This is a genomic window from Bacillus sp. FSL K6-0073 (assembly GCF_038006085.1).
Taxonomy (GTDB): domain Bacteria; phylum Bacillota; class Bacilli; order Bacillales; family Bacillaceae_G; genus Bacillus_A; species Bacillus_A cereus.
In genome coordinates this window covers 61720-85552 of sequence record NZ_JBBOUN010000002.1, presented here as the reverse complement: position 1 = coordinate 85552, position 23833 = coordinate 61720, and the positions used below count along the sequence as shown (strand labels likewise).

Sequence of the window (23833 nt, the reverse complement as noted above, 5' to 3'; positions counted from 1 at the left end):
TGGTGAAAAATAATCTAACTGGTGTGTTAGCCACTGCATTAGCGGTAACTATGATTCTACCAACAGGAGCAAAAGCATTTTCTGAAAGTAAGACTACAGTTGTAGCTGGTGAAGAATTAGCTAGTCAGGAACTGAAGAAGATTGCAGCAGAAAAGGCGGAGCTACTTACAAAGTCCCATGGAGCGAATAGCGTGCAGTATGCGCTAATTGATAATGGAAAACTTATTTTGTCGGGTCAGACTGGCAAGAACGATATGGAAGGGAGACAGCAGCTAACCAAAGATACTCTATATGGGATTGGTTCAGTCAGTAAAATGTATGCAACAGCGGCTGTAATGAAATTGGTCGACGAAGGAAAAGTTGATTTGGATGCTCCCGTTGCCCGTTATATTCCTGATTTTAAGATGAAAGACAGTCGGTACAAGTGTATTACACCGCGAATGTTATTGAATCATTCCTCTGGCTTGCAAGGTTCTACGTTAGGTAATGCATTTTTATTTAACGATAATGATACCTATGCCCATGATGCCTTGTTGCAGCAATTATCCAATCAGAACTTGAAGGCGGACCCTGGTGCTTTCTCGGTATACTGTAACGATGGCTTTACGTTAGCCGAAATTTTGGTGGAAAGAGTTAGTGGTATGGGCTTTACCGAATTTCTACATCAAAGCTTTACAGGACCTTTAAAGATGAATCATACGAAAACGCCGCAGGACAAATGGAGAGACGAAAATCGGGCCGGACTATATTTCCCGGCGTATCAAGGACAACTTCCAATTGAATCAGTGAATGTAATTGGTACGGGAGGCATATCTTCTACGGCAGAAGATTTGGTACGATTCTCACAATTATTTATGGGGCAGGGAAAAGGCATCCTTTCTGATAAGGTAGTAAAGGCGATGGAGCAAGAGGAATATAAAAAAGGAATGTGGCCGGGGACTGGAGATAATATTTTTAACTATGGTCTTGGCTGGGATAGTGTGAACCTATACCCATTCAGTGAATATGGGATTAAAGCTTTGGCAAAGGGCGGTGATACGGCATTGCAACATGCTATACTCGTCGTGCTTCCGGAACAGAAAATAGCAGCGGCTGTATTGTCATCTGGTGGCCGCAGCTCTACAAATCAATTAATGGCAACTGAATTGCTGCTCGCCACGCTTAAAGAAAAAGGTACTATTAAGGACATCAAGCCAAATAAATCCTTTGGCAAGCCGGTCAAAGTCAAAATGCCTCAAGGTGTAGCAAAGAAAGCAGGATTTTATGGCAATAGCGAAACTCATTTTAAAATTGAAATTACGAAGAACGGAGAACTATCCTTACCATCTAGTAGAGAAGAAAAATATGTATATACTGCTGATGGAAGCTTTATTAATGAGAAGGGTACTTCTAAGCTCAATTTCGTAACCGAGAGGAATGGAAGAACTTATTTGAAGGAGAGCGCATATAAATCGTATCCAGGTTTAGGGCAAAATGTGATGACCCACTATTTAGCTGAGAAACTAGAAGACAACGTGCTATCGAAGAAAACCGCTGCTGCATGGGCAAAGAGGGAAGGCGTTAAATTCTATCTTGTAAACGAGAAATTTAGCTCTATTCAATATCTTGTTCAACCGAAACTTCTTACTACACAAATTAATCGTAAGGAAGGCCCAGCAGGCTATTGGGATGGTAGAAAAATTACAGGTCCGAATACCGCAACGCACCAACTCCAAATTCCTGTGATGAATGGCCGTGATACGAGGGAAACGAACTTTTATACAGAAGGTGGAAATGAATATATGGAGATGGCTGGGTTGTTATACGTAAGTGAATCTAATGTAAAACCGATTGATATAGGCCAATCATCCAAAGTTACGTTGGGAGAAAATGGGCATGCGAAATGGTTTACAATCCCGCAAGCGGCAACAGAGAAAATGATTACCGTGACGTTGCCGTCAAAAGGTTCATTTGCGGTGTATGATGAGAAGGGAGTTTGCGTCAACTTTACCATCGTGAGTGACAATAACAAGGTGAAACTGCCGAAGAACGGAACAATCGTATTCGCTGGGGCACCGAAATCGGAATTTGCAATCTCGGTGAACTAGCTACAATTTAAGATGATCTTAAACAAAACCAGTACGGCACAGAAAAGATGTATTACTGGTTTTGTTTGTATTTACGCATTCTCTACGAAAAAACTTGAATAATATCACGCTCAAGCACTATAAAACATCTATAATACATTATAAAATTGTATAAAGAAAAGGCACCAAAGGTGCCTTCTTGCGATTTGAACCTTCTTAATATAGAATTGGGCGCCAATCCAATTATTATTTTACTGCATTAAGTAGTTTCAGTTATTGAGAAATTATAAAAGCCCTCTTTCAAGTGCCTTTTTTAAAAACCAAGATACCCAAATCAAATCAGCTGGTGGGACCCCGTAAAGAAATAATAAGGTTGTTATTTTCGATAAGCGAATCGTTAAACATAATCCAACGATACTATCCCATATTATATTTCATATGCTTTTCAGCTCACTAGGACATCTGATTAACTGTAAAATAATTATACTCTTTTTCAAACCCCGTAAAAAAGCATCACTTTTTACGGGGTTTTCTTTTTTAGATTACATTTGAAATAACCAAGAAAATATGTATAGCTAATAAAATTATCGATATGATCGGGACTTTTTCATGTAATTAATAATGTACCGCTATCATTTCTACTAAAAAAATTTCGTTCTTAGGGCACTATAAAGTGTTAGGTTGATTGGAATACGGTCAGACCTCATTAAGTTAGAAACACGCTGTAGTCATTAAACAGTGGTGAAATACGTGAATTGTATCTTTACATTAAAAGCTTAAATAAAAAAATGACTAATTGTCTAGGGTAGTCAACTGGACATCTGATGTCTAGTCATGTAAAATTTTACATGTAACTAAATCGTTATAAATAGATAATCGAGTAACTAGAGGGAGAGATTACAAATTATGAAATCAGAGAAATCAACAATTGCTGAGAAAGTACAATCTATTAAAGGAAAGACTGTTGCAAAGTATGGGGCAGTAGTTTTCCTATTCTTCGGGCTGACATCTTGTTATAACCAAAAAAACGATAGATTATCGTCACAAGTAGAACTTTATCGAGAAAAGTCAGAGAAATTAGCCAAAGAGTATGATGAACTAGAAACTAATTACATTAAGCTGACGACTAAACTAGATGCGATTGAGAATCCACCTAAGGAAAAACCTGCAGAAGTTGATATCGCTGAAGAAACACCTGTTGAGAAAGTGGAAGAGACGCCAATTCAAGATACGGAGCCAGAGAAATCTGAAGAGGAAACACTCAAAGAGGAGCAATATGCAACCCGAGAAAAGAAAGCATATGCGAATCTCAATTCTCTTGGAAGTTCAGAAGCGCAGGAGACATACAAAGAACTAATTAAACCGAAGCTTTCGAGATGGGCTAGTAAGGACATGTTACAAGTAGCTAAGGAGGGTGTAAAATTTCGTGAGATAGATGATAGTAACCTACCTTGGACAGATGCTACTGAGCCAAATGGAACGAGTACGAAGCATATCTATAAGAGTGGTTATGACCAATTAGAGATTACATACAACTTTGACGGAACCATTACAAAATCTGAATGGAAAATAGGAGTGAACAAATAAAGTGAAAAACTTAATGTCTACACTTACATCGTTAAATTTTGATAAAACTGTTATCGCATACTCGAACGGGGTTCAGGTCTTTAAAGGAACATTACAGGATTACTTATTTATGTCTCACCAAGAGAAGCAGGCGCTAAAGGTAACGACATTAAGTATTTGTGCCAAAGATGGGAACTAATACGTCTACATTTGAAAGATTAAAAGAAGCGTAAACTCCTAGCAGTAAGTAACATTGTGAAAGTTTAATCGTAATATAAATTTGTGAAAAAAGAGGCATTCTATAGCAGGTATCATACTTGTGTAGAATGCCTCTTTTTTCTCTTGTACAGAAGAATCTATATACAATGATGAGGAAAGAGCAGGTAGGAATAATAAGATGGAATAGGAAGTGAAGTCAATGACAAATGAACCTAAATTCGAATCATGTGAGATGTGAGGAGTCGATTTTGTTTAACAAATTATCCGGTAATTGAATAAAAGAATATGAATAGAAAAGAGCCCCCATTAATTTATCGGAGGCTCTTATTTTTTACTTCAGTACAGAAGGAGTCGTCTTTTCTAACCATAGAATGCCATCATATTGTTCTGTCGGAATCATGATTTCTTCTTTTAATTTATTTCCCCAATAACTTGCTGCAGTAGGAGTAAACATCCATGAAGTTTCTGGTCGGTTACTTTCTCCTTTTAAGTTAACGAAAACATGGGGACTTCCTACAGTGCTGATGATTTTTTCAACGCTTTGTTCTTCATGTTCATTATGTACAGGAATAACATTTTCATTAACATCATCCCAACTGCTTCCACTATACGCAAATACACCGATTGTGTACATTTGGTCTTTGATACGCTGTGGAAGATAATCTATCATATTTGGGCCAACATAATTGTATTGCTGCACCTTCGTAAAGTCTAATATCATTTTTGAATTTTGTTTTCGAATATGATAATTATGCCCCCACACAATAATTTTTTTATTTTTATATTGCATTTCAGTGAGCCATGCGAAATTTTGTGCCATTTTTTGATCTCGGATATAAAAAGAATAGTCTGTCAGGTTAGGTGAGGAGATGCCACCTCTGACTTTCATATCAGCATCTAGATGCGTTTTAATCGCATCAATCCGTATACTGATTGATTTCTCAAACAAATTCACATCATACGTAGGATGTGGTGCAACTAGAATCAATTCAGATTTATGATTCTGAATAAACATTCTAACCTTTTCAAACTTGTTAATTACGGGCTGTATTTCCATTTTAAATCGATCATAGGGATATGTTTTATTTTTATTGTAATACCTATCCAGTTCAATCAACTCTGACACTGCTGTATCAAATTCACTTGCCACTTCAGGATTTACTTTTTGCAACCATTCTTTTGCATAAGAGCGGAATGAAGATTTATAAAACAAATTCATATCAAAACCAGCTAATGTGAGTGGCGTCCCTTTTTCTTTTTGTTCTTTCATATAGGTAAATAATTGTTCAAGTTCCTCAGTTTGCCATACAGGGTATAAAGATTGTTTCATCGCTTCCGTAGCGGTTAAGTTATCAAAATTTTGCTGAACAGCTGCTGCTTCTCCAAGCCCTGTTTCAAATGCAATCACATCATATCCCATTTCCTCATGTAAGTACTTAATCATACGTATTTTGGATTGATTGATTTCCTTTGCACCATGCGTACTTTCACCAAGTACAACAATGCGCTTGTCCTGTACGGCCTCTTTAAGAAATGATAAATCCTCTCTTGTTTGGGAAGTTGGTTCATTTAATATTTTTGCATGTCCGTTTAACCATTCCTCCCATTTGGGTTGATCGACTGGTTTTTCTGCTGCGAATGCAACAGATGTAAAGGTGGTACAGGCAAGAAGGGTACTCATTAGTCCAAGTTTCCATTTATTACGCACAACAACGCCTCCAAGTATCATAGTTTACAAGCTGGAAAAAATAATACCAAAATTTACTAATATAACATTATTTATAATAATATATATGATAATCTCTAACAATACTAATATTGTGAAAATTTAAAAGTCTCCTTCAGTGTAGTGAAGAAACCCTTCTTTCTATGTCACGTCTTGTAATCAAATATACACATTGCATGTCCGTTTTCTGCATTCCTCTTGTGTGGAATCTGGAATGAGTACATGAATTTCAAAGTTCATTTTTATCCAAAAGAATCAAAAATCATTAATTTACATAATGTATTTATCGTAAACTTATTAGTTTGAACAAATGTATTAATCTATATATTAAATATATAGATATATTATGTTATAATGTGAAGTAGAAACTCGCGTGTTTCAAATACAACATTTTTATCTTCTTGATGGCCTCTTATCTTTCCGTAAGAGGTCCTTTTTTTATCCCTCCATATTGCATAGTCGTTAAAATACTATGAAAAGATACTAAAGACTACTACATTACTATATTCTCTAGTATTTTTTCTTTAACTAGATTATCTAGTGTTGGGCAAACGATAATTTAAGGGTTTTTTGTATAATTTTCACAAAATTACTTTGATTCATTATTTATTTCACTATAAAATAATAAAAGGATATATAGTCAACGATTATAAGAATAGGTATGTCCTTTTTTGCAATGCTAATCCAAATTGAAGCCTAATACTGAAACGGTAAATGAGTAGAATTAGGGCTGAAACAGATAGTGAGGAAATTAAAACAATAATAGCAAACAATACTTATAATGAAAACTTTCATAATGGACTGTCTATGGATGGAGAAAGAATACGAAAATATAAAGGGGTAAATGAATATGAATAGATCCTTCAAAGGTATTGCATTAGCAGGGTTAAGTGTTAGTTTCATGCTAGTAGGTTGTACATTAAATACATATGGACTTACACAGTCAGAGTATAGAAAAGTAGATAAGTATTATGATGCAGATAAAATGGTATCTGACCTAAAGAAATTGCACTATAGTGATGAACACATTGAAAACCAACTAAGAAACGCATTGTCTAGAATTGAGTATGAACAGGGAAGTAAGGAAGACGAATCAAGTAGTAAAGAAAGTAAATCAAATGTATCAGACACGGAAGGTGAAAAGAAGATAAAGGTATCTGAAAAAGATTACCCTTATCGTTTGACTGAACTACACTTAGAATTCCAGTATCATTTAAAAAAACTAGAAAAGAAAACTGATAAATTATTTACAGAAGAGGGTGTCTACATAGGTGAGATAGATTCCTTAATTAGTCACATTAGTTTGGATATAAACCGTTTTGAAAAAATCAAGCCACCTAAAAAGTATGAAGATTACCAATTCTTAATACAAGAAGGGGTAGAAGAGATTAGAAAACACCTAATAAAAGTAGAAGATGCAGTTAGACAGTATGATGACCGTAAGTATGATGGTGAATATGATAAGGATAAAGCAAAAGAAATCATACAAAACGGTATGTTTGGGATAGATGATGGTGTTTCTAAATGGGAGACAGTATTTAATGGGATAAACGAAAAATACCCTGATGTAGAGCAAGAGGTAAAGGAAGAGAACCAGAAACATGCGAAAGAGGGTCATCGTGAGGATGATTTAAATGAAAAAGTTAGTGGTTCAGAAGTTGATAAATACAAAGCAGCCATCGTAGGAAATACAAATAAGATGGATGAAGTTATCAGACTGATACAAGATATAGGGCATTCAGATGTAAAGGATTATGAGTCAAAGAAAAGTGAAATCCAACTGAGTTTGGATATAGCAAAAACACACGTAAGAGACATGAAATACCTTGAGGCACCTAAAGAGTTAGAAGTTGAACAGGAAAAGATAAAACAGGCAATGGATAATTACTGGGATGCTCTGCGACTACTTTCAGAAGCATTAGAAGAACAAAATAATAGTAAGTTTGAACAAGCAAATAACAAAGCAGAACAGGCAATGAAACTTTTTAAAAAAGCAACTGACAGTATTAAAAGTAAAACGAACTAATCATGAAAATGGTCATGTGGTGGTATCCCTATTATAAATTAATAAATAAAAAAGATAAGATTGGATAGTAGAATCTTATCTTTTCACAAAGAGAAATATATTGCAAGATATCTTATTGTTCATAGTAGTATATGTAACTTTCGATTTCCATATACATTTCACAATTAACAATAATATCTATATTGAGAAATCGACCATAAAAATTCTAAAAGGGGGATCTTCATTATTCTGGAAAACCCCCACGCTAAGAAAAAAACTAGCCCCCACATGAGAGACTAATTGACGTGAAATTCGTTATTGGAATTTAATTATATTTCTCTACGTACTAAATAAAAAGCTAAGGAACCTATAAATAATAGGCGTAATCAAACTAGACGAATATGACCTAGTAATAGTAAAAAGAGAGAGTATAACTACATAGATAACAACTATTCCTATAAATACAGGAATTTCAAATTGAAACTTCCTACATTGTTTTATGTTCCTTTATAATAATTCTCCAATTAGGCAAACTACAAGATCTAGTATACTACCAAATATGATGAGAATTATAATGAATCCAAATAAGTTAGGCAAATCATTCTGGTAAAAATAAATAGGATCAAAAATATATGACATCAAGAGCAATATGATAATAAAAGTAAGCAGATTTGCAGCATAACTAATTGAAAATCTTCCCAACGTAAGTATCCTGACAAATATATACCCTTGATTAACTAATAACTGCCCTATACGTTATATAGGCTAAAATAACTGAAAGGTTTATTCTGATAAAATCCAAATGACTACAACAATTCCTGTAACTACTGCACCTCCAAAAAAAACTACCAACATTTTCCCATTAGAACCAGTAACAATTTCTTTTAAATCTGCTTTTGCTTTTTTCTTGTCTTCTCCTGTTGAAAAGAGATAACTAATAAAATGTACGACTAGTGAAACTAGTGCCGCGATTATTTCTACCATTACTTATGTCCCCCTAATAATGTGTACTATTAATCAATAATTGCCTTATACATTATATCAGTTAAGGTACATGGAAAATATAATTAGTTATTTATATAATCCATTTTATTGATTGATATCGCATTACTATAAGATGGCCTATATCAAAAAAGACACCTAATAATTCCTTAGCGTACGAAATTCGCGTTTTGTTGGCAGGCCCACATGCCCACCAAGCTAAGATTTTAAAATATTCTCTAAATGGAAAGTTTGTGTTTTTATCGTTTTGGAGGTAAAAGTTGTTGTAAGTCATTATAAATCGAAAAAACGAAGTTTGGTTGTTGCAAACTTCGTTTTCGCTTATATCTTTTTATTGTTTTAAAAATTCTCCCATTATTTCCATTACGTCCTCTGAATCGTTTACTTTATCTTTTGAAAAACGCCATTGTTCTTTTCCATATCGCTCCATCTCAACCTTTATTACTTTTTCTTTATCTGAAACTTTTGCTTCTGGCAAAATAGATATAAAGTAACCAAACGATTGGCTAAATAATTTAGGCTGTTCAATTCCTGGATTTTCTTTTAGCAATCTTTCATTTTCCTTATTTAATTTTGGTTGCAATTCGCTTAATAATAATGGTTTCACTTTTAATTCCACTTCAACTTTATCTTCCTCAGGAGAAGAACCTACTGATTTTACTTTAAATGTAACTTTTTCCTGCAATACAGATTTCAACTTTTTATAATAGTTTTCAAATTCCTGGTCACTAATTCCATTATGCGTACTGGACAGTGCATCTTTTTTAAATTCTTGTTGTATATTTTGAGTAAATTGTTTTCCATCTTCACCGGATAATTTATTAATTTTGTTTATATCCTTATCATAATAAATAGCATTTATATAGGATTTTAGAGCTTCAGCTGGCTTGTTTAAGTCTTTTGTATTCTTTTCTATTTCTTGCGTATCAATTTTGAAAGAAACTTTTTCTGTTTCATCGTCGCTTTTTTTTGTTTCTTCATTGGAATAAACGAGCTCATATGATGAGGCCTTATTTACTTCATAGTAGAGAATCCCCGTTGTTTTTTTACCAGGTTCTAATTCTATTAAACGTAATTTATCTGAATCAGCCTTATCATATTTCTTCATTTTTTCATCACCTTGATATAGTGTAAAGAGATAAGGTGATATCTCTAACATTTCATCCCCTTTATTTTTTAAACTCACTTTGAATTTCAATACTTTATCTTTATTTATTCCTCCTATTGACCCACTTAATGGTAATACGTACTCAGCATTTTCAACTTCAATTTCCACGTTCTTCGAAGACGAAGATGCCTTTCCATTTTTTACAGTTGTAGAACTTTGTGAAGAACTACAACCAGTCACAATAGTTAATGTGAATATAAATAAAAAACAAATCATAAAAATCTTTCTAAGTTTCACTTGAAACCCCTCCATCCCCTTATTTAAAAACATTTACTATTTTACCATGAAATTCAATTCGTTTGTCTATTGAGCGACAAGATAGCCAAACTTAGAGATAGAAGAACTAGAGATTCTCAAAGCCATACTGGTGACATAGTGCACTTGTTACTTTGCGAATGCAGAAACGAATGAAGTTCTTATTTGTAGAGGGAAATTATTAAAAATTTACATCTGATATGTTCGGATTAGCTTGAATTAATTAATTTTGATAAGGTAGTGCAAGTCACCAACTCAATGCATCTCAAATTATCATAAAAGGAATGCAAAGATAAAAAGGACAATCCTATATATAGAAGAATTTAGTTGATAAATCGGATTTGAAAATAAATGAAGCGGTATTAAAAGACATATATAAAGAAAGAAATAGTTGAAAAAAGCTCACCAAAATAAAAAAGTCTTAAGCAGTATCAATCTAGAATTCATTATAAAAAATACCAAACAAGATGATATTGTTCTCCAATGAGATAAAATGTATAATGAGAGTGTAGAGATAAACCTTTTATTAAAGGTTTTAACTCACTAACTATGTGCATAATAATAAAAGACGAGATGCTGGTAAAATCCCGTCTGATTTGTAACCGCTGTCTTTAGGTGGTATATTGCAAAGTTTAATTATTTTTCTTTGAACCACCTTTCTTACGTTTGGCAGACGTCTGGGTGGTTCTTTTACTTTTATTATGACGTTTTGCTACTAGTGTAGAAAGACATAAATCTCTATACTAAAATCTAATGAACATTCGTTGATAAATAGCCATTATCATAAATTTTGTAGGTACGTTCATGTCTCAATAATGTGACATGAACGTCTAAACTTTTTGAACTAGGAACAAGAAACCTTAAACTACTTAGCTTATAATAAAATATCCATGGAAGTATTCTAAAAAAATAGATTTATAGGGGATAAAATGTTCCATTTTAATAATTATAAATCTCATTCACTTATACAAAAAACAAGAAGCTTCTTAATTGTAAGAAGCCTCTTGTTTTTAGTTTTAGACAAAGAAAATTTATATCAATTTTAAATAACTAACACAACCATAGTTATTAGAGAAATAGCATCTATATACTTATTAGTATGGGGATTTTCCCATTGGAAACCTAATATTTATTTTGCCAACTTTTCAATGATTGGAGCTTTAGCTGATAATTCACCACTTGCCATATTACTCATAAAGGATGCCCCATAAATAGTAACGGTATCCCCTACTTGAATATCCTCAAGCACTTCAGAAGAAACAACAGCAGTAACAGTCAGGTCTTCACTAGAAATTTGGACAGTTTCCTTCGTTTTATTGATTACACTTCCAGTGTGCATTTTATATTGTTTTTTTAACACGTTTTCTTCATTTTCTTTTTGAACAATTGCATATTTAGCTGTAGCTGGATCACCTGGTATTGTGCTTATAAACATAGGAGCATAAATGGTAACGGTATCCCCAATCTTAATATCTTTAAGTACCTCAGGGGAAGAAACAATAGCGTATACACTTGAAGTTTTACCAGAAACAACCAATCCATCATCCGTTTTTTCAATGACTTTGCCTGAAAGTTTTTGGTGCTGATTTAGAAGAGTATTAGTACTTGTATAGTCTTTTTCTTTTAATTCACTATTCATTTCTCTTGACAGCATATCAGTTTTAGCAGTAAGTTGAGCGGCTTCAGCTCGTGTTATGAGTCTATTTGGTTGCCATCCGTTATCCGTACCATTGGAAATATTTAAGTCAATTAAAATATTGGCATACTTTTCTCCCCAATGTCCTTTTAAATCCTCAAATTTACTTTGGTCATTATCATGTGTTGTATTCTGTAGTTTATAAGCATTTACTAGCATTGTCGCCATAGCAGCGCGAGTTACTTTACCGGATGGATTGAAGATGCTATTCCCTTCGCCATTAACAATGCCAGCTTTTTCAGCTGCAGCAATATACGGAGCGCCCCAGTGGTCTTGAGAGTCTGTAAAAGAAGGTTTGGCTTTGGGATCAATTTCTATTCCTAAAGCTTTTGTTATAATTGTTGCAGCGGAAGCTCGATCTAACGTAACGTTTGAGCCAAAAGTTCCATCTGGATAACCAATTATGACTTGTTTATCCACTAAATAGTTTACAGATTGCTCTGCCCACTTGGGAACATCAGGAAATTTGTGAGTATCCGCTAAAATATTAGAAGAATAAGATAATATAGCTCCTGCAAGGATACCTGTTGTAATTAATTTGCGCTTCATAAAAATACACACCTCTACCAATCTATTGTATTACCAAATTGAGATTTTTTATTTTTATATTTATATGTTTGTGATGTTGCTGACATCTATTCAATTTGGTGTAACGATTATAGTTACTTATATGTATGAGTGTCAATGAATAACTTTTACAAAAATGTTCAATATTTACATAAAAAATCAGTATAAATTAATTTTGTTTACTGAAAATTAATAGGTGTTGACTTATTAATGTATACTTAACTATAATTAATCGTGATTAATTGAGATTGATTTTCAAGTTTGTATACTAGTTTAACAAGTATACAAAACTAACTTGAATTTAATTAAAAAAATTGAATATAAACTTATATTTGTTCATTGACACTTATATACAGGCGGCTAAAATCGTTGAACCAAATGTAAGTTATGCTTAAAAATTTTTAAAAGATACATATTGATAGAAAATGATAGAAAATCTTTTCTCTATATAATCTGTTGGGGAAAGAACCTTTATTTATGCAACTCTTTATATATATTGTCCATTAACAATATAGTTAATTATTCAATAAGCTCACCAACATTTATTGCAATTTTTTATTACTAATTCTTAATAAAGGAATAATGTAAATTAAATGCATGAAAATGGATAGAAATTAAGATTTAGAAGGAGAATATTTTATGAAATCCAAGTTAATTGCTACAGGAATTATTGCAGGAAGTCTACTATCCTACTCATCTAATATATTTGCAGATACTCACAAATTTCCTGATGTTCCCAAGTGGGCAGAGCAATCTGTAAACTATTTAGTGGATAAACAAGTCATAATTGGTTATCCAGATGGAACTTTTGGTTCACATGATTCATTAGACAGAGCTTCCGCTACGAAAATTATGACAAAAGTATTAGGTATACAAATTGACTTTGATGCAAAACCATCCTTTACAGATGCACAAAACCATTGGGCTACCCCTTATATCGCTGCAGCTGAAAAAGCTGGCATTGTTAAAGGCGAAGGGAATGGCCTTTTCAATCCAACTGGAAAAGTTACACGTGCTGCTATGGCGACGATGCTAGTAAATGCTTATAAATTACAAGGTACAGCAAATAATAATGACCAAAGTAAATTTGAGGATTTAAAAGGGCATTGGGGAGAAAAGTATGCCAATATTTTAATTGACTTAAATATTTCCAATGGTACTGATAATGGTTGGCAACCAAATAGGTCTATAACACGCGCCGAGGCCGCTCAACTTACTGCTAAAACTGATATGTTACAACAAAATCAAAATAATGGTTTAAAAGACAAAGAAATCAGTACTGCTACTTCGTATGAGGATTTAAATTTAACAGTGGCTTCGAAAATTACAGCCCAAGAGATTGATAGTTTTATTGCAAAATACCATTCAGATAGTCCGTTAGTTGGACATGGGCAAGACTTTATTAATGCGCAAAATCAATACGGTGTCAATGCACAGTATTTAGCAGCACATGCAATTTTAGAGTCTGGATATGGAAAATCAGAAATCGCATATCGAAAACACAATTTATTTGGGTTACGCGCGTATGATAAGGATCCGTTTAAATATGCAAAATATTTACCAACCTACGGTGACAGTATTGCTTATAATGCCAATTATGTACGAGAAAGATATTTAGAAGAAGATGGCATGCATTATAATGGACCAACATTAGCTGGTATGAACGTAAAATATGCATCAGACAAAGGCTGGGCTGGAAAAATTGCAAATATTATGGAACGTATTAAACCTTTCCGTGCGGAAGACTATACATCTGCAAAAAAATTACCAAAAAATCCTGAAACATTAGATGTTGAAGCGTTATCTAATAAAATTCCATATAACATGTATGAAGATGGGACAACAGCAAATGTTGTATCAACAGCTGCTTATTACCATGTACCGTATCCTTTTACCTTAAAAATAAAAAGTAAATCAGATGTAGCAGTCGAGGAAAATAAAGTTGGTACAGTAACTCGTGGAACAAACATCTTTATTTATCGTGAAGATCCAAATGGATGGGTGGAATTCTCTTTTGACACTACTGGAGAAAAATACTGGACATTAAAAAGTAAATTAAGTATGTAATTAGAAAGGTCTCTTTCACTACTCATAATCGTTTAGATTTAAATGACATATAATTATGAGACAAGTTTTTTACTTTTTTAAATATAGTTATGTACACAAAAAAGTTAGAGAATTATTTTCTCTAACTTTTATGCGCTAGTACTTGAAATTAAAAAGATGGTGGGGTTACTGCAAATATAACAGTGACTTTGTGTAAAGAAGTGTTTTCCCATTTATGTTTTACGTATGGTGGGATTTTAACACTATCACCTGGGTTAAGAAGTAAAACCTCATCATTTAGATATAGTTTTACTTGTCCTTCCATAACAAATGCTATTTCTTCACCTTTATGTGCCATAGGCTCCATAGAAGAAGCGGTTTGAGGTAACAGATTCATTAAAGCTAATTCCAGTGATCCATCTAAATTAGGTGATAATAACTCATACGAAACATTGCCGCTTTCAGGGAAAGTTATTTTTTTTCTTTGATTAGCTCTTACAACTAATTCTTCTGTAATGGTATCTTCTAAGAAAAAATTAAATAAAGCAATATTTAATGCTGCAGAAATTAGTTTTAGTGTTTGTAAGGATGGATTCGTGATTCCTTTCTCAATCTGACTTAACATGGAAGGTGTTATATCAGCTAATTCAGCTAACCGTTTACTAGTTAATCCAGCACCTTTTCTAAATATCATAATTTTTTCACCGATATTAATATTGTTCATATGCGTAATCCCCTTTAAATAAGTAAATAAAATTAAAATTAATGTTATTCACTTATACTAAACATATTGTTAATATACTTAATTATAATAAAGTATGATTAATTTTCAAGCACCTGCATAGTTGTGAGAATAGTAAATAAGACGAGAAATGATTGATACTTATTTTTCCATGTGAACTATTAAGTATGATGACCTGATTATATGATTGAATTTCTGTATAAGATTTTGGGATTGACAATAATGCAATAGCGGATGGACTGGCACTTGGAATAGCATTTGGGTTTGTAGGGGAAGCAATGGAACCATTTTTATGTGGGGCATATACAGTTGGTGATAATCATTTATATAAACTATTAAAAAAAATAGTGGGTAAAGAGGTTATTTAGCTAGAACCAACAATATTAGCAGGAATGATTAGACCTATTAAATTGCATAAAGTGGGGGAGAGGCTCTTTACAAAATAATGATTTAAAACATAAATTGAATCAAGGTACACAAATTGTATAGGGAGCAGGAGGAAGTATGATTCTAAAAAAAGTAATGGAAGAAAATACAAGTAAACAGATTCTCAGTTAATTAAAAAGAAGTTCTAATAAATAAATGACAACATATGAGTAAACACCAATGCTTTATTATAAAATTTTTTAGGAAGTGAAAACATTATGAAATCAGCTTTAGCTAACATTATAATCTCCTTGATTCTTGCAGTAGGAGGGGTCATTTCGCTTTTGTTTACTTTAATGGGAGGTCAAGATTGGATCTGGGATTGGGTAGGGTTATTACTGGCATATCTATCTTTGGGCATTTTAATAGGCTTATATAATAAAACTGTGGATCACAAAACATTATCTAGAATATTAAAAAGAATTTTGTTTATTTCCTTTAATTCTACAGTATTAGGAATAATAATAGGGATAACATGCCAACTATTAGGAAAGGCGAATCTTACTATAATGATGTATTATTGGTTGATAATGTTATTACTACATTTCATTACTATAATAACATTAGTTATCCTAGTATTTGTACATCAAAATAGTCAAAATTACAGCCTGTTATATACATTTATTGTAATTTTAAACATTTTCCTTACCCTAGGACCAGTATTATATCCTTTGGTTCTAACTATCATAGGAAATGGCATGAATGCTAGTGCAGGACACTAATTTTTACCTATATAGATTATTAAAATAAGTAATCCAAAATTGACATTGGATAAGTTAAATAACTTTATAAACTAATAGGATAATATAATTAAACAACATAAAGTGAAATAATAGGATAGAAAGAAGATTATAATATGAAAATTAAGCTTAAGAAAAAAAGAATTATAAGTGTATTGTTGGCTATTACATTAGTAGCAATAGGGTATTACATGTTTCAATCTATTACGAATCCTAAGCTGGTAAATGCGAATGAGGTAAACAGTGTTCAACAAGTGAGCAGTCTACCTAAAAATGAATTGAAAAAATTGATACCTAGTCGTTTTGATGGTAAAGAAAGAAAAGTTGCATATTTAACTTTTGATGATGGACCAGGAAAATATACAGCTAATCTATTAGATGTACTAAAGAAAAATGATGTGAAAGCAACATTCTTTTTAATTGGCGATAATGTGAAAAGGTTCCCAGATTTAGTGAAACGAGAGCATGTAGAAAACCATTATGTGGGCATGCATAGTATGACACATGATTTTAAAAAGCTATACACCAATCAGGAATATGTGAAGGAAATGAAAGAAGATCAATCTTTAATTAGAAACGTTATTGGAAACACACCGAAATTAACACGTCCACCATATGGATCAATGCCTGGTTTAAATGAATCACTTCGAAATGAAGTGGTAGGAAATAATTTGAAAGTATGGGATTGGACAATTGATTCTTTAGATTGGAAATACAATAAATTACCCGTTGATGTAGCAGCTGCAAAAATTGTTCAAAATGTCTTAGCAAGTGCGACGTCTTCAAAAGAAATTGTTTTAATGCACGATATACATCCACAATCTGTCGCGGCAGTTCCAGCAATTATAAAAGGATTAAAAGAAAAAGGGTATGAATTTGAAGCATATGATGAGAATAATCATTTTCCGATAAACTTCTGGCATGATAAACAAATATAAAAAGTAATTATGAGTTAAATGAATGAAATAAGAAATTGATATAAGGTTTAAAAATATATGTAAGAGCGCGTTGACCTAAATATATAACAACACGCTCTTTTAACCATTTATTTTTTATTATTAAATTTAAATATAGGTTTTTTCAATGTATATAAATAATTAATTAAATGGTTTTTATTTTTATACATTCAATTACTTAATTACTATATAACAATGAGGTGGATTTAATTGTCGTTTTTAAAAAACAGTAAAATTGGAACAACACTAAACGTAATGGTAGTTATAGCAAGTGTCTCTTGTATCATATTATCTATACTAGGATTTTGGGGCCTTAAAAAAGGAGAGCATGCTTCTACTACTATGTATGAAGATAGTTTATTGCCAATTCAGTGGATAGGAGCTATAGAGTCTAATTTTTATCTTATTAATATGAATGTAAAGGAAACGATCCTATCAAAAGATGAAAAACGAATAAAAGAACTTTTAACAGAAATAGATGTAGCTCGTGCAGAAACTGATCAGTTATTAAAGAAGTTTGAGACAAGAGTTAGTTCTAATAGAGAAAAGGAATTGTATAACACATTTTATACAATATTCAAAGACTTAAGAACACAACTGAAAAAAGTGCAAGATTTGGGACAATCTAATAATGAAGAAGCATATGCTTATTACCTAAAAGAGGTTGATCCTAATATGAAAAAGTCAATTCAGGCAATTCGCGAACTTATCCAATTTAATACTAATAATGCAGATCAATTACAAAAAAATAATACTGACAGTGCAACAAATACCATGATGCTGTTTATTAGTATCTCCATTATAGCAATTGCAATTGTTGTTTTTATTGGCTATATCATTAAAAGTGCGATTAAACAACCAATTGTATTATTAGAAAAAGATATGGAGCGAGTATCTAAAGGTGACTTAACAATACGTACTTCTTATAAATCAAATAATGAATTGGGAAGCATTGTGAAGTCTTTTAATAGTATGCTGGATAACTTGCAACACTTAATTGGGGAAGTAAAAAACACAACACAAGAGGTTATTTCTTCTACCAATGGAATGTTGCAAGATACTAAACGAGCATCCCATATTTCAAGAGAAGTTGTTCAAACAATATCTGAGGTTGATAAAAAAATAGAAGGACAAGTTACAAGTATTCAAGAAAGTTCATCATCAATGGAAGAAATTGCGACTGGAGTTCAAACCGTAGCTGAATCTTCAACAACGGTTACAGAAGTGGCTGTCACAACAGCAGAACAAGTCAATTCTGGTAGTGAAGTGATAAAAAAATCTATAATTCAAATGAATAGTATTCATGAGGTTGTTGAAGAAACTTCTAAAGTAATTGAGAGGCTTGTTACACGTACGCAACAAATAGATAAAGCTCTGGATGCAATCACTAATATTGCGGAACAAACAAATCTTCTTGCCTTGAACGCCTCAATTGAAGCTGCACGTGCTGGAGAAAACGGAAAAGGATTTGCAGTAGTGGCAGCAGAAGTAGGAAATTTAGCTGAGCAGTCTAAAACATCTGCATATGAAATCAATCATTTAATACAAGCCATTCAACAAGATACAAAAGATACAGTTGTTGCAATGCAAAGAGGTCAACAAAAAGCTTCAGAAGGAAAAGAAACAGCTAATAAAGCAGATCAAGCATTCACATCTATTATGTCGGCTATTAATAAAATCACTAGTCAAATTCAAGAAGTATCTGCAGCGACAGAAGAAATGTCTGCGGGTACAGAAGAAGTCAATGCCTCTATGTCCAGTGTTTCTGAAACTGCCACGCAAGTAGCTAAGGAAACAACTCAAACTGTACAATCTATCCAATCACAAGCAGCATCAATCAAGGAGATATCGAATCAATCTAACAAAATAAAAGAAAAAGTAGAAGCATTGTCAGCATTAGTTTCAAAATTTACTATCGAGAAGCAAGACAAAGAGCAATCAAATATAATGTGAAAATAATAAAAAATTGCTATTAAAATAGGGCAATTTTTAAGTCTGATTAACAGTTAAATTTAAATAGTTAATTATATTGTTGGATTTCCCACTGGGAGTTATTAATAGAAATAACTATCTTTTAATCAAAAGACATTTACTTATGATTTAGAGTAAGTAAATGTCTTTATAATATAATAATATTAAATTTTACAGAAGCTATTGTTTATAAAATAGTATCCACTATTTTGTCTAAAAAGCTTCCATGTTCATGCCTTTATATAACAACAAATGCACAAAGTTTGAAGTTAAAATTTAAGTCTATATTAGTAACAAAAAATATTTATGAAAGATCTGCTTTCTTGTCTCATTAGGAGAAAATGATAGTCTAAATTTATGTTAATGGGCATAGGAAAGGATTCTACAAACATTAAATACGATTGACAACGCGAGATTACAAGTGTAATATGCAGTTATAGATTACAAATGTAATACAGAGAGGTGTAATTTTAAACAATGAAAGAATTACCTAAAATTTCGGAGGCTGAATTAGAAGTAATGAAAGTATTATGGTCAAAATCTCCACAAACAGCAAATGAAGTAATTGAAGCGTTGGAGGTAAAAATGGATTGGAAACCGAAAACGATTCGAACGTTGATTAATCGATTAGTTCACAAAGAAGCAGTGGCTTATCATCAAGATAAAGGGCGTTTGTACTCTTATTATCCTTTGGTATCGCAAGATAGTTATTTACAGGTAGAAACGAAATCTTTACTTAAACGTTTCTATGGTGCAGCATTTAAACCTTTACTTGTAAATTTCTTAAAAGAAGAAAAGCTGTCTTCAGAAGATATTAACGAACTTAAACGTATTTTGGACGAGAAAACTGAGGAAAATCAGAGGAAGGATAGATTATAGTGATAGAAAAATTTATAAATATCTATCTACCTGCTTTTTTTGATTGGATGATTGAGACTTCTATTATGGCTAGTATATTAGTGGGACTAATCTTGTGTATTAAGGTCTTGTTTAGAAATACGTTAACTCCACGCTGGCAGTATATGCTATGGATCATATTAATTATAAGACTTGTATTACCTTGGTCGCCAGATAGTTCCTATAGTATCTATTCTGTTCTTACTTACAAGAATGATGATGCATTTATTTCTAGCCAAAACCCTGTAGCTAGTATTCTTACAAAAGAACGTATGCAAGAATTGAAGAATATAGATAATACAAAGGATCTCACAAAAGAAGATACTTATACCTCAAGTTCAACACAAACTACTCAGACAAATAAGACACAAACATACAATAATGAAAAGACGGTTCCATTCTATACAATCTTTATATATATTTGGCTTACTGGAGTTATCCTTCTATGCTTTGCTACTTTTATAATGAACAGGCGTTTATTACTTTACATAAAAAAACAACCTGTTATTACAGATGAAAAGATTATCCAAATTTTTGAAAAGTGTAAGCGCTCTATGTCTATTCAACGGAATATCCCTCTATTTGTATCTGGAAAGGTTTCCAGTCCAACAGTGTTCGGATTTATTCGTCCCAAGTTGTTATTGTCAACTGTACATATGGAAATATTAGATGAACAACAGTTACGATATATTTTTTATCATGAATTAGCTCACATCAAGCGAAGAGATGTTGGTGTGAACTGGCTTATGCATGGCTTACTCATTTTAAATTGGTTTAATCCCATTCTATGGTATGCCTACTCATGTATGCGGGAAGATCAAGAACTAGCATGCGATGCATTAGCTCTTACATGTATAGATTCAGAGGAACAAATTGCGTATGGACATACTATTATTAGTCTATTGGAACACTACTCAAGTTATTATCAAGTACCAAGTATAGCAAATTTTAGTAAAAACAAGAGAGCGTTAAAAAGGAGAATTCTAATGATTAAAAAATTCCAAAAAAAATCATATCGTTGGTCTGCGATAGGCGCTGTGGCAGTGATTGCAGTATCATCTGTATCCTTATTAAACGCCCGTGCTGATCAGCCGACTAACCCTGAGAAACAACAATTAGAAGTGAAAAATAATATGAAAGAATTAAAAACACGAACAGATGCTCCTATACAGCGGATTGTAGAAAAAATGATTGGTACAAAAGAACAAGCAGAAGCAGAATTTTTTGTTTCCGAAGGAGACTATAATACTTTACTTACAGAGATTGGAGTGGCGAGGAATCTGTTTAAGAAAGAAGAATTTGATCGATTCATTACATTGGAAACAGAAGCACATATTTTAGATAAAAAAGTAAGGCAAGTAGGAAGTCCTGAAAAGTTAGACCCAGAAGAGGAAAAAAAATATGAGAAAAACAGTGAAGAAATTGGACCATTTAGAGAGAAAATTCATTCGCATTTTAGATTAACTAAAAAGGAAGCACAGAAATATGTTGATTTTCCAATTAACACCCCAAGTTATGTGGTAAAAGGGTTTAAATTAACTGGAGAAGGTGTTAATACACCGATGACTACTGGAAAAATGAATCCCGATTTTATTTATGAATATCAAAATGAAAGTAAAGATAATGTATATATTGTGCACCAATCTGCAGTTACTGCTGAGGGAATAGAATTCTCGAATAAAAAAGCGGATTATAATGAAAAGGTAACAAATTATGAATTAGAAGGTACAAAAATAACCTTAGTTGAAAGCCTTGATACAGAGGAAACCTATAAAGTAATGCAAATGATTGTTCCTGCAAAAGGAAAGAATAGCGCTTTTCAAGTCTTTATTATTGCAGGTGATTTAAGTAAAGAAGAAACAGAGAAAGTTATGCTGTCCTTTCTAAAATGAAAATAGAGTCTCAGGATCCCGTTCTTGAGGCTATATTTTTTAGCTTAAACGAAACCTATAAGTGGAAAGAGAAATTAGTATAGTCTATATAATAAAAAAGTAAAATGATATTTAGTTTTGCTAGCTTGATTGAGGTGGATAAAAAATAACAATTTAAAACATAAATTGAATCTAGGTAGGTATATTGTATGGAGAACAGGAGGGAGTATAATTCAAAAAGAAGTAATGGAAGAATACTAGCAAATGGTGATGTATTTTACCGCTATCACCTGGATCTCAAGTAAAACCTCATCATTTAGATATAGTTTTACGTGCCCTTTTATAATAAATGCTATTTCTTCACCTTTATGTACCACAGGCTCCATAGATGAAGCGGTTTGAGGTAGCTGATTGATTAAAGCCAATTCCAGTGATCCATCTAAATTAGGAGATAATAACTCATACGAAACATTACCGCTTTCAGGGAAAGTTATTTTTATCTTCGGTTAGCTCTTACAACTAATTCTTCTGTATTGGTATCTTCCAAGAAAAAATTTAATAAAAGAATATTTATTGCTACAGAAATTAACTTTAGTGTTTGTAAGGGTGGATTCGTGATCCATTGCTCAATCTTACTTAACATGGAAGGCGTTGTATCAGCTATTTCAGCTAAATGTTTACTAGTTAATCCTGCACCTTTTCGAAATGCCATAATTTTTTGAACAACATTAATATTGTTCATATAAATAATCTCCATTAAATGAGTAGAGTATATTAAATTTAAATTAATTTTATTTACTTGTACTTAATATAATGTTAATATATATTTAATTAAAATAAATTAATATTAATTTTCAAACTGTCAACTGATGCGAAACCGTGGAAAAAAATCTACTTAGAAGTAAAGGGATTACTGTTATTGAATATACAACAGACTATAGTAAAGCGATAGAAAAAGAAGAATACAAGCTAATAATGTATTCTTAAGTTTTTAAAGGACGTGAAATGAACATGAAACCAGTTTTAAAATATATAATTATTTCCCTTGTTTTTTCAATAGTAGGGGTGTGTTGGGCGCTGTTTGACATCTTTATGTTAGATGCAGACTGGCTATTGATTTGGATAGGTGTATTAATGGCATATCTATCGTTGTATATTGTGATAGGTCTATATAGTAGAAAAACGTACGATTCAAAATTGGCTAAAGTGCTTCTAAAAACAATAATTACAACCTTTAGTTTTGGAGCATTAGGAATATCATTCGGAGTTGTACACGAGATATTAGGACCATTGAGTCTTACTTTAATGACATGGTATTGGTTTATAATGATATTTTTATATTTAATACCCATAATATTATTATCGATTTTAGTATTGGTAAATAGTAAAAATCATAATTTCCCTGGGGTATATAGTATACTTATAATTCTAAATATACTTCTTACGTTATGGCCGTTATTATGGCCATTATTTATTAATTTTATGGGATCTGGTATGAATGCAAGTGCAGGATGGTAGCAGCTCACAGATTATAAAAAGATTAAATGAAAAAGGTTATGAATTTGAAGCTTATAACCGAATAAATAAAAGGATGAATAAGTTAAATGAATGGAATAAGAAATTAATATAGGGTTTAAATATTGGTAAGATTGTGTTTAGCTAAATATATAACAACACGCTCTTTTAACTGGCTATTTTTTATTATTTAAATTTTAAAAAATAATATTGATTAAATGAAAAGAGAGTTTTGCTCTCTTTTTTTTGCATTTCAGCAAAACCTTATTAAATGTGAAGTGAAAATTCATTTGGAATTTATATTAGTAACGAAAGATATTCAAGAAGTATCTACTTTCGTGTCTAAAAAGTATCCATTTTCATGTCTCAATAACGGGACATGAAAGTCTAAACTTTTTG

The 23833-nt window shown here is 32.2% G+C and carries 15 protein-coding genes and 3 pseudogenes; 11 read left to right on the top strand and 7 right to left on the bottom strand.

The window, feature by feature from the left end; all coding sequences use genetic code 11:
• Window positions 1-2 precede the first annotated feature (2 nt).
• The 3 genes from MHB52_RS28470 (at window position 3) to MHB52_RS28460 (ending at window position 3831) form a co-directional block, all read left to right on the top strand.
• Complete coding sequence (locus MHB52_RS28470; protein ID WP_061663987.1) at window positions 3-2087, top strand: serine hydrolase domain-containing protein; 2085 nt, start codon at window positions 3-5, stop codon at window positions 2085-2087.
• 885 nt (window positions 2088-2972) lie between these two features.
• Window positions 2973-3653 carry a hypothetical protein gene (locus MHB52_RS28465; RefSeq protein ID WP_061663982.1) on the top strand — a complete coding sequence of 227 codons (681 nt, stop codon included), beginning with the start codon at window positions 2973-2975 and terminating at the stop codon, window positions 3651-3653.
• A 1-nt stretch (window position 3654) separates the two neighbouring features.
• Window positions 3655-3831: a hypothetical protein gene (locus MHB52_RS28460; protein ID WP_153600683.1), complete on the top strand. Its 177-nt coding sequence runs from the start codon at window positions 3655-3657 to the stop codon at window positions 3829-3831.
• A gap of 351 nt (window positions 3832-4182) precedes the next feature.
• Here MHB52_RS28460 and MHB52_RS28455 read toward each other — a convergent pair whose 3' ends face one another.
• Window positions 4183-5559, bottom strand: a complete 1377-nt coding sequence (locus MHB52_RS28455) for an erythromycin esterase family protein (protein WP_061663981.1) — start codon at window positions 5557-5559, stop codon at window positions 4183-4185.
• Between the two features lie 862 nt (window positions 5560-6421).
• Here MHB52_RS28455 and MHB52_RS28450 point away from each other — a divergent pair.
• Window positions 6422-7603: a DUF7018 domain-containing (lipo)protein gene (locus MHB52_RS28450; protein ID WP_033685758.1), complete on the top strand. Its 1182-nt coding sequence runs from the start codon at window positions 6422-6424 to the stop codon at window positions 7601-7603.
• 308 nt (window positions 7604-7911) lie between these two features.
• On the opposite strand, the pseudogene MHB52_RS28445 reads toward MHB52_RS28450, so the two are convergent.
• From MHB52_RS28445 to MHB52_RS28430, 4 genes and pseudogenes are all read right to left on the bottom strand, one after another.
• A pseudogene (locus MHB52_RS28445) lies at window positions 7912-8284 on the bottom strand (hypothetical protein).
• 81 nt (window positions 8285-8365) lie between these two features.
• Window positions 8366-8566 (bottom strand): hypothetical protein, encoded by a 201-nt coding sequence (locus MHB52_RS28440; protein WP_061663980.1) that lies wholly within the window; start codon window positions 8564-8566, stop codon window positions 8366-8368.
• Between the two features lie 349 nt (window positions 8567-8915).
• Entirely contained in the window at window positions 8916-9989 is a 1074-nt protein-coding gene (locus tag MHB52_RS28435) for a DUF5105 domain-containing protein (protein WP_061663979.1), read from the bottom strand.
• A gap of 1153 nt (window positions 9990-11142) precedes the next feature.
• Window positions 11143-12252: pseudogene (locus MHB52_RS28430) on the bottom strand (S-layer homology domain-containing protein); the annotation flags it as partial.
• A 657-nt stretch (window positions 12253-12909) separates the two neighbouring features.
• Between MHB52_RS28430 and MHB52_RS28425 the strand changes: the two are divergent.
• The gene (locus tag MHB52_RS28425) at window positions 12910-14337 is read left to right on the top strand and encodes an S-layer homology domain-containing protein (RefSeq protein WP_061663977.1); all 1428 of its coding nucleotides are present in this window, start codon (window positions 12910-12912) and stop codon (window positions 14335-14337) included.
• A gap of 148 nt (window positions 14338-14485) precedes the next feature.
• On the opposite strand, the gene MHB52_RS28420 is transcribed toward MHB52_RS28425, so the two are convergent.
• Window positions 14486-15040: a helix-turn-helix domain-containing protein gene (locus MHB52_RS28420; RefSeq protein WP_061663976.1), complete on the bottom strand. Its 555-nt coding sequence runs from the start codon at window positions 15038-15040 to the stop codon at window positions 14486-14488.
• Window positions 15041-15702: 662 nt separating this feature from the next.
• Here MHB52_RS28420 and MHB52_RS28415 point away from each other — a divergent pair.
• The 5 genes from MHB52_RS28415 to MHB52_RS28395 all read left to right on the top strand — a co-directional run bounded on the left by MHB52_RS28415 (window position 15703) and on the right by MHB52_RS28395 (window position 21940).
• Window positions 15703-16206 carry a DUF3902 family protein gene (locus MHB52_RS28415; RefSeq protein ID WP_061663975.1) on the top strand — a complete coding sequence of 168 codons (504 nt, stop codon included), beginning with the start codon at window positions 15703-15705 and terminating at the stop codon, window positions 16204-16206.
• Between the two features lie 134 nt (window positions 16207-16340).
• Window positions 16341-17162, top strand: a complete 822-nt coding sequence (locus MHB52_RS28410; RefSeq protein WP_061663974.1) for a peptidoglycan-N-acetylglucosamine deacetylase — start codon at window positions 16341-16343, stop codon at window positions 17160-17162.
• A 228-nt stretch (window positions 17163-17390) separates the two neighbouring features.
• Window positions 17391-19133, top strand: a complete 1743-nt coding sequence (locus MHB52_RS28405; protein ID WP_061663973.1) for a methyl-accepting chemotaxis protein — start codon at window positions 17391-17393, stop codon at window positions 19131-19133.
• Window positions 19134-19628: 495 nt separating this feature from the next.
• Window positions 19629-20030, top strand: a complete 402-nt coding sequence (locus MHB52_RS28400) for a BlaI/MecI/CopY family transcriptional regulator (protein WP_000661422.1) — start codon at window positions 19629-19631, stop codon at window positions 20028-20030.
• Entirely contained in the window at window positions 20030-21940 is a 1911-nt protein-coding gene (locus MHB52_RS28395) for a M56 family metallopeptidase (protein WP_061663972.1), read from the top strand. The genes MHB52_RS28400 and MHB52_RS28395 overlap by 1 nt, the downstream gene beginning before the upstream one ends.
• A 252-nt stretch (window positions 21941-22192) precedes the next feature.
• Here the strand turns inward: MHB52_RS28395 and MHB52_RS28390 are convergent.
• Window positions 22193-22661 (bottom strand): annotated as a pseudogene (locus MHB52_RS28390) (helix-turn-helix domain-containing protein); the annotation flags it as partial.
• A 269-nt stretch (window positions 22662-22930) separates the two neighbouring features.
• Here MHB52_RS28390 and MHB52_RS28385 point away from each other — a divergent pair.
• A complete protein-coding gene (locus MHB52_RS28385; RefSeq protein WP_061663971.1) occupies window positions 22931-23437 on the top strand; it encodes a DUF3902 family protein in 507 nt (168 codons plus the stop codon).
• The last annotated feature ends 396 nt before the right edge of the window (window positions 23438-23833 follow it).

Bases quoted from the DNA above. Each gene is read 5' to 3' on its own strand.
- MHB52_RS28465 (WP_061663982.1), top strand. From the start codon at position 2,973: ATGAAATCAGAGAAATCAACAATTGCTGAGAAAGTACAATCTATTAAA.
- MHB52_RS28450 (WP_033685758.1), top strand. From the start codon at position 6,422: ATGAATATGAATAGATCCTTCAAAGGTATTGCATTAGCAGGGTTAAGT.
- MHB52_RS28440 (WP_061663980.1), bottom strand. From the start codon at position 8,566: ATGGTAGAAATAATCGCGGCACTAGTTTCACTAGTCGTACATTTTATT.
- MHB52_RS28425 (WP_061663977.1), top strand. From the start codon at position 12,910: ATGAAATCCAAGTTAATTGCTACAGGAATTATTGCAGGAAGTCTACTA.
- MHB52_RS28420 (WP_061663976.1), bottom strand. From the start codon at position 15,040: ATGAACAATATTAATATCGGTGAAAAAATTATGATATTTAGAAAAGGT.
- MHB52_RS28415 (WP_061663975.1), top strand. From the start codon at position 15,703: ATGAAATCAGCTTTAGCTAACATTATAATCTCCTTGATTCTTGCAGTA.
- MHB52_RS28410 (WP_061663974.1), top strand. From the start codon at position 16,341: ATGAAAATTAAGCTTAAGAAAAAAAGAATTATAAGTGTATTGTTGGCT.
- MHB52_RS28400 (WP_000661422.1), top strand. From the start codon at position 19,629: ATGAAAGAATTACCTAAAATTTCGGAGGCTGAATTAGAAGTAATGAAA.
- MHB52_RS28385 (WP_061663971.1), top strand. From the start codon at position 22,931: ATGAAACCAGTTTTAAAATATATAATTATTTCCCTTGTTTTTTCAATA.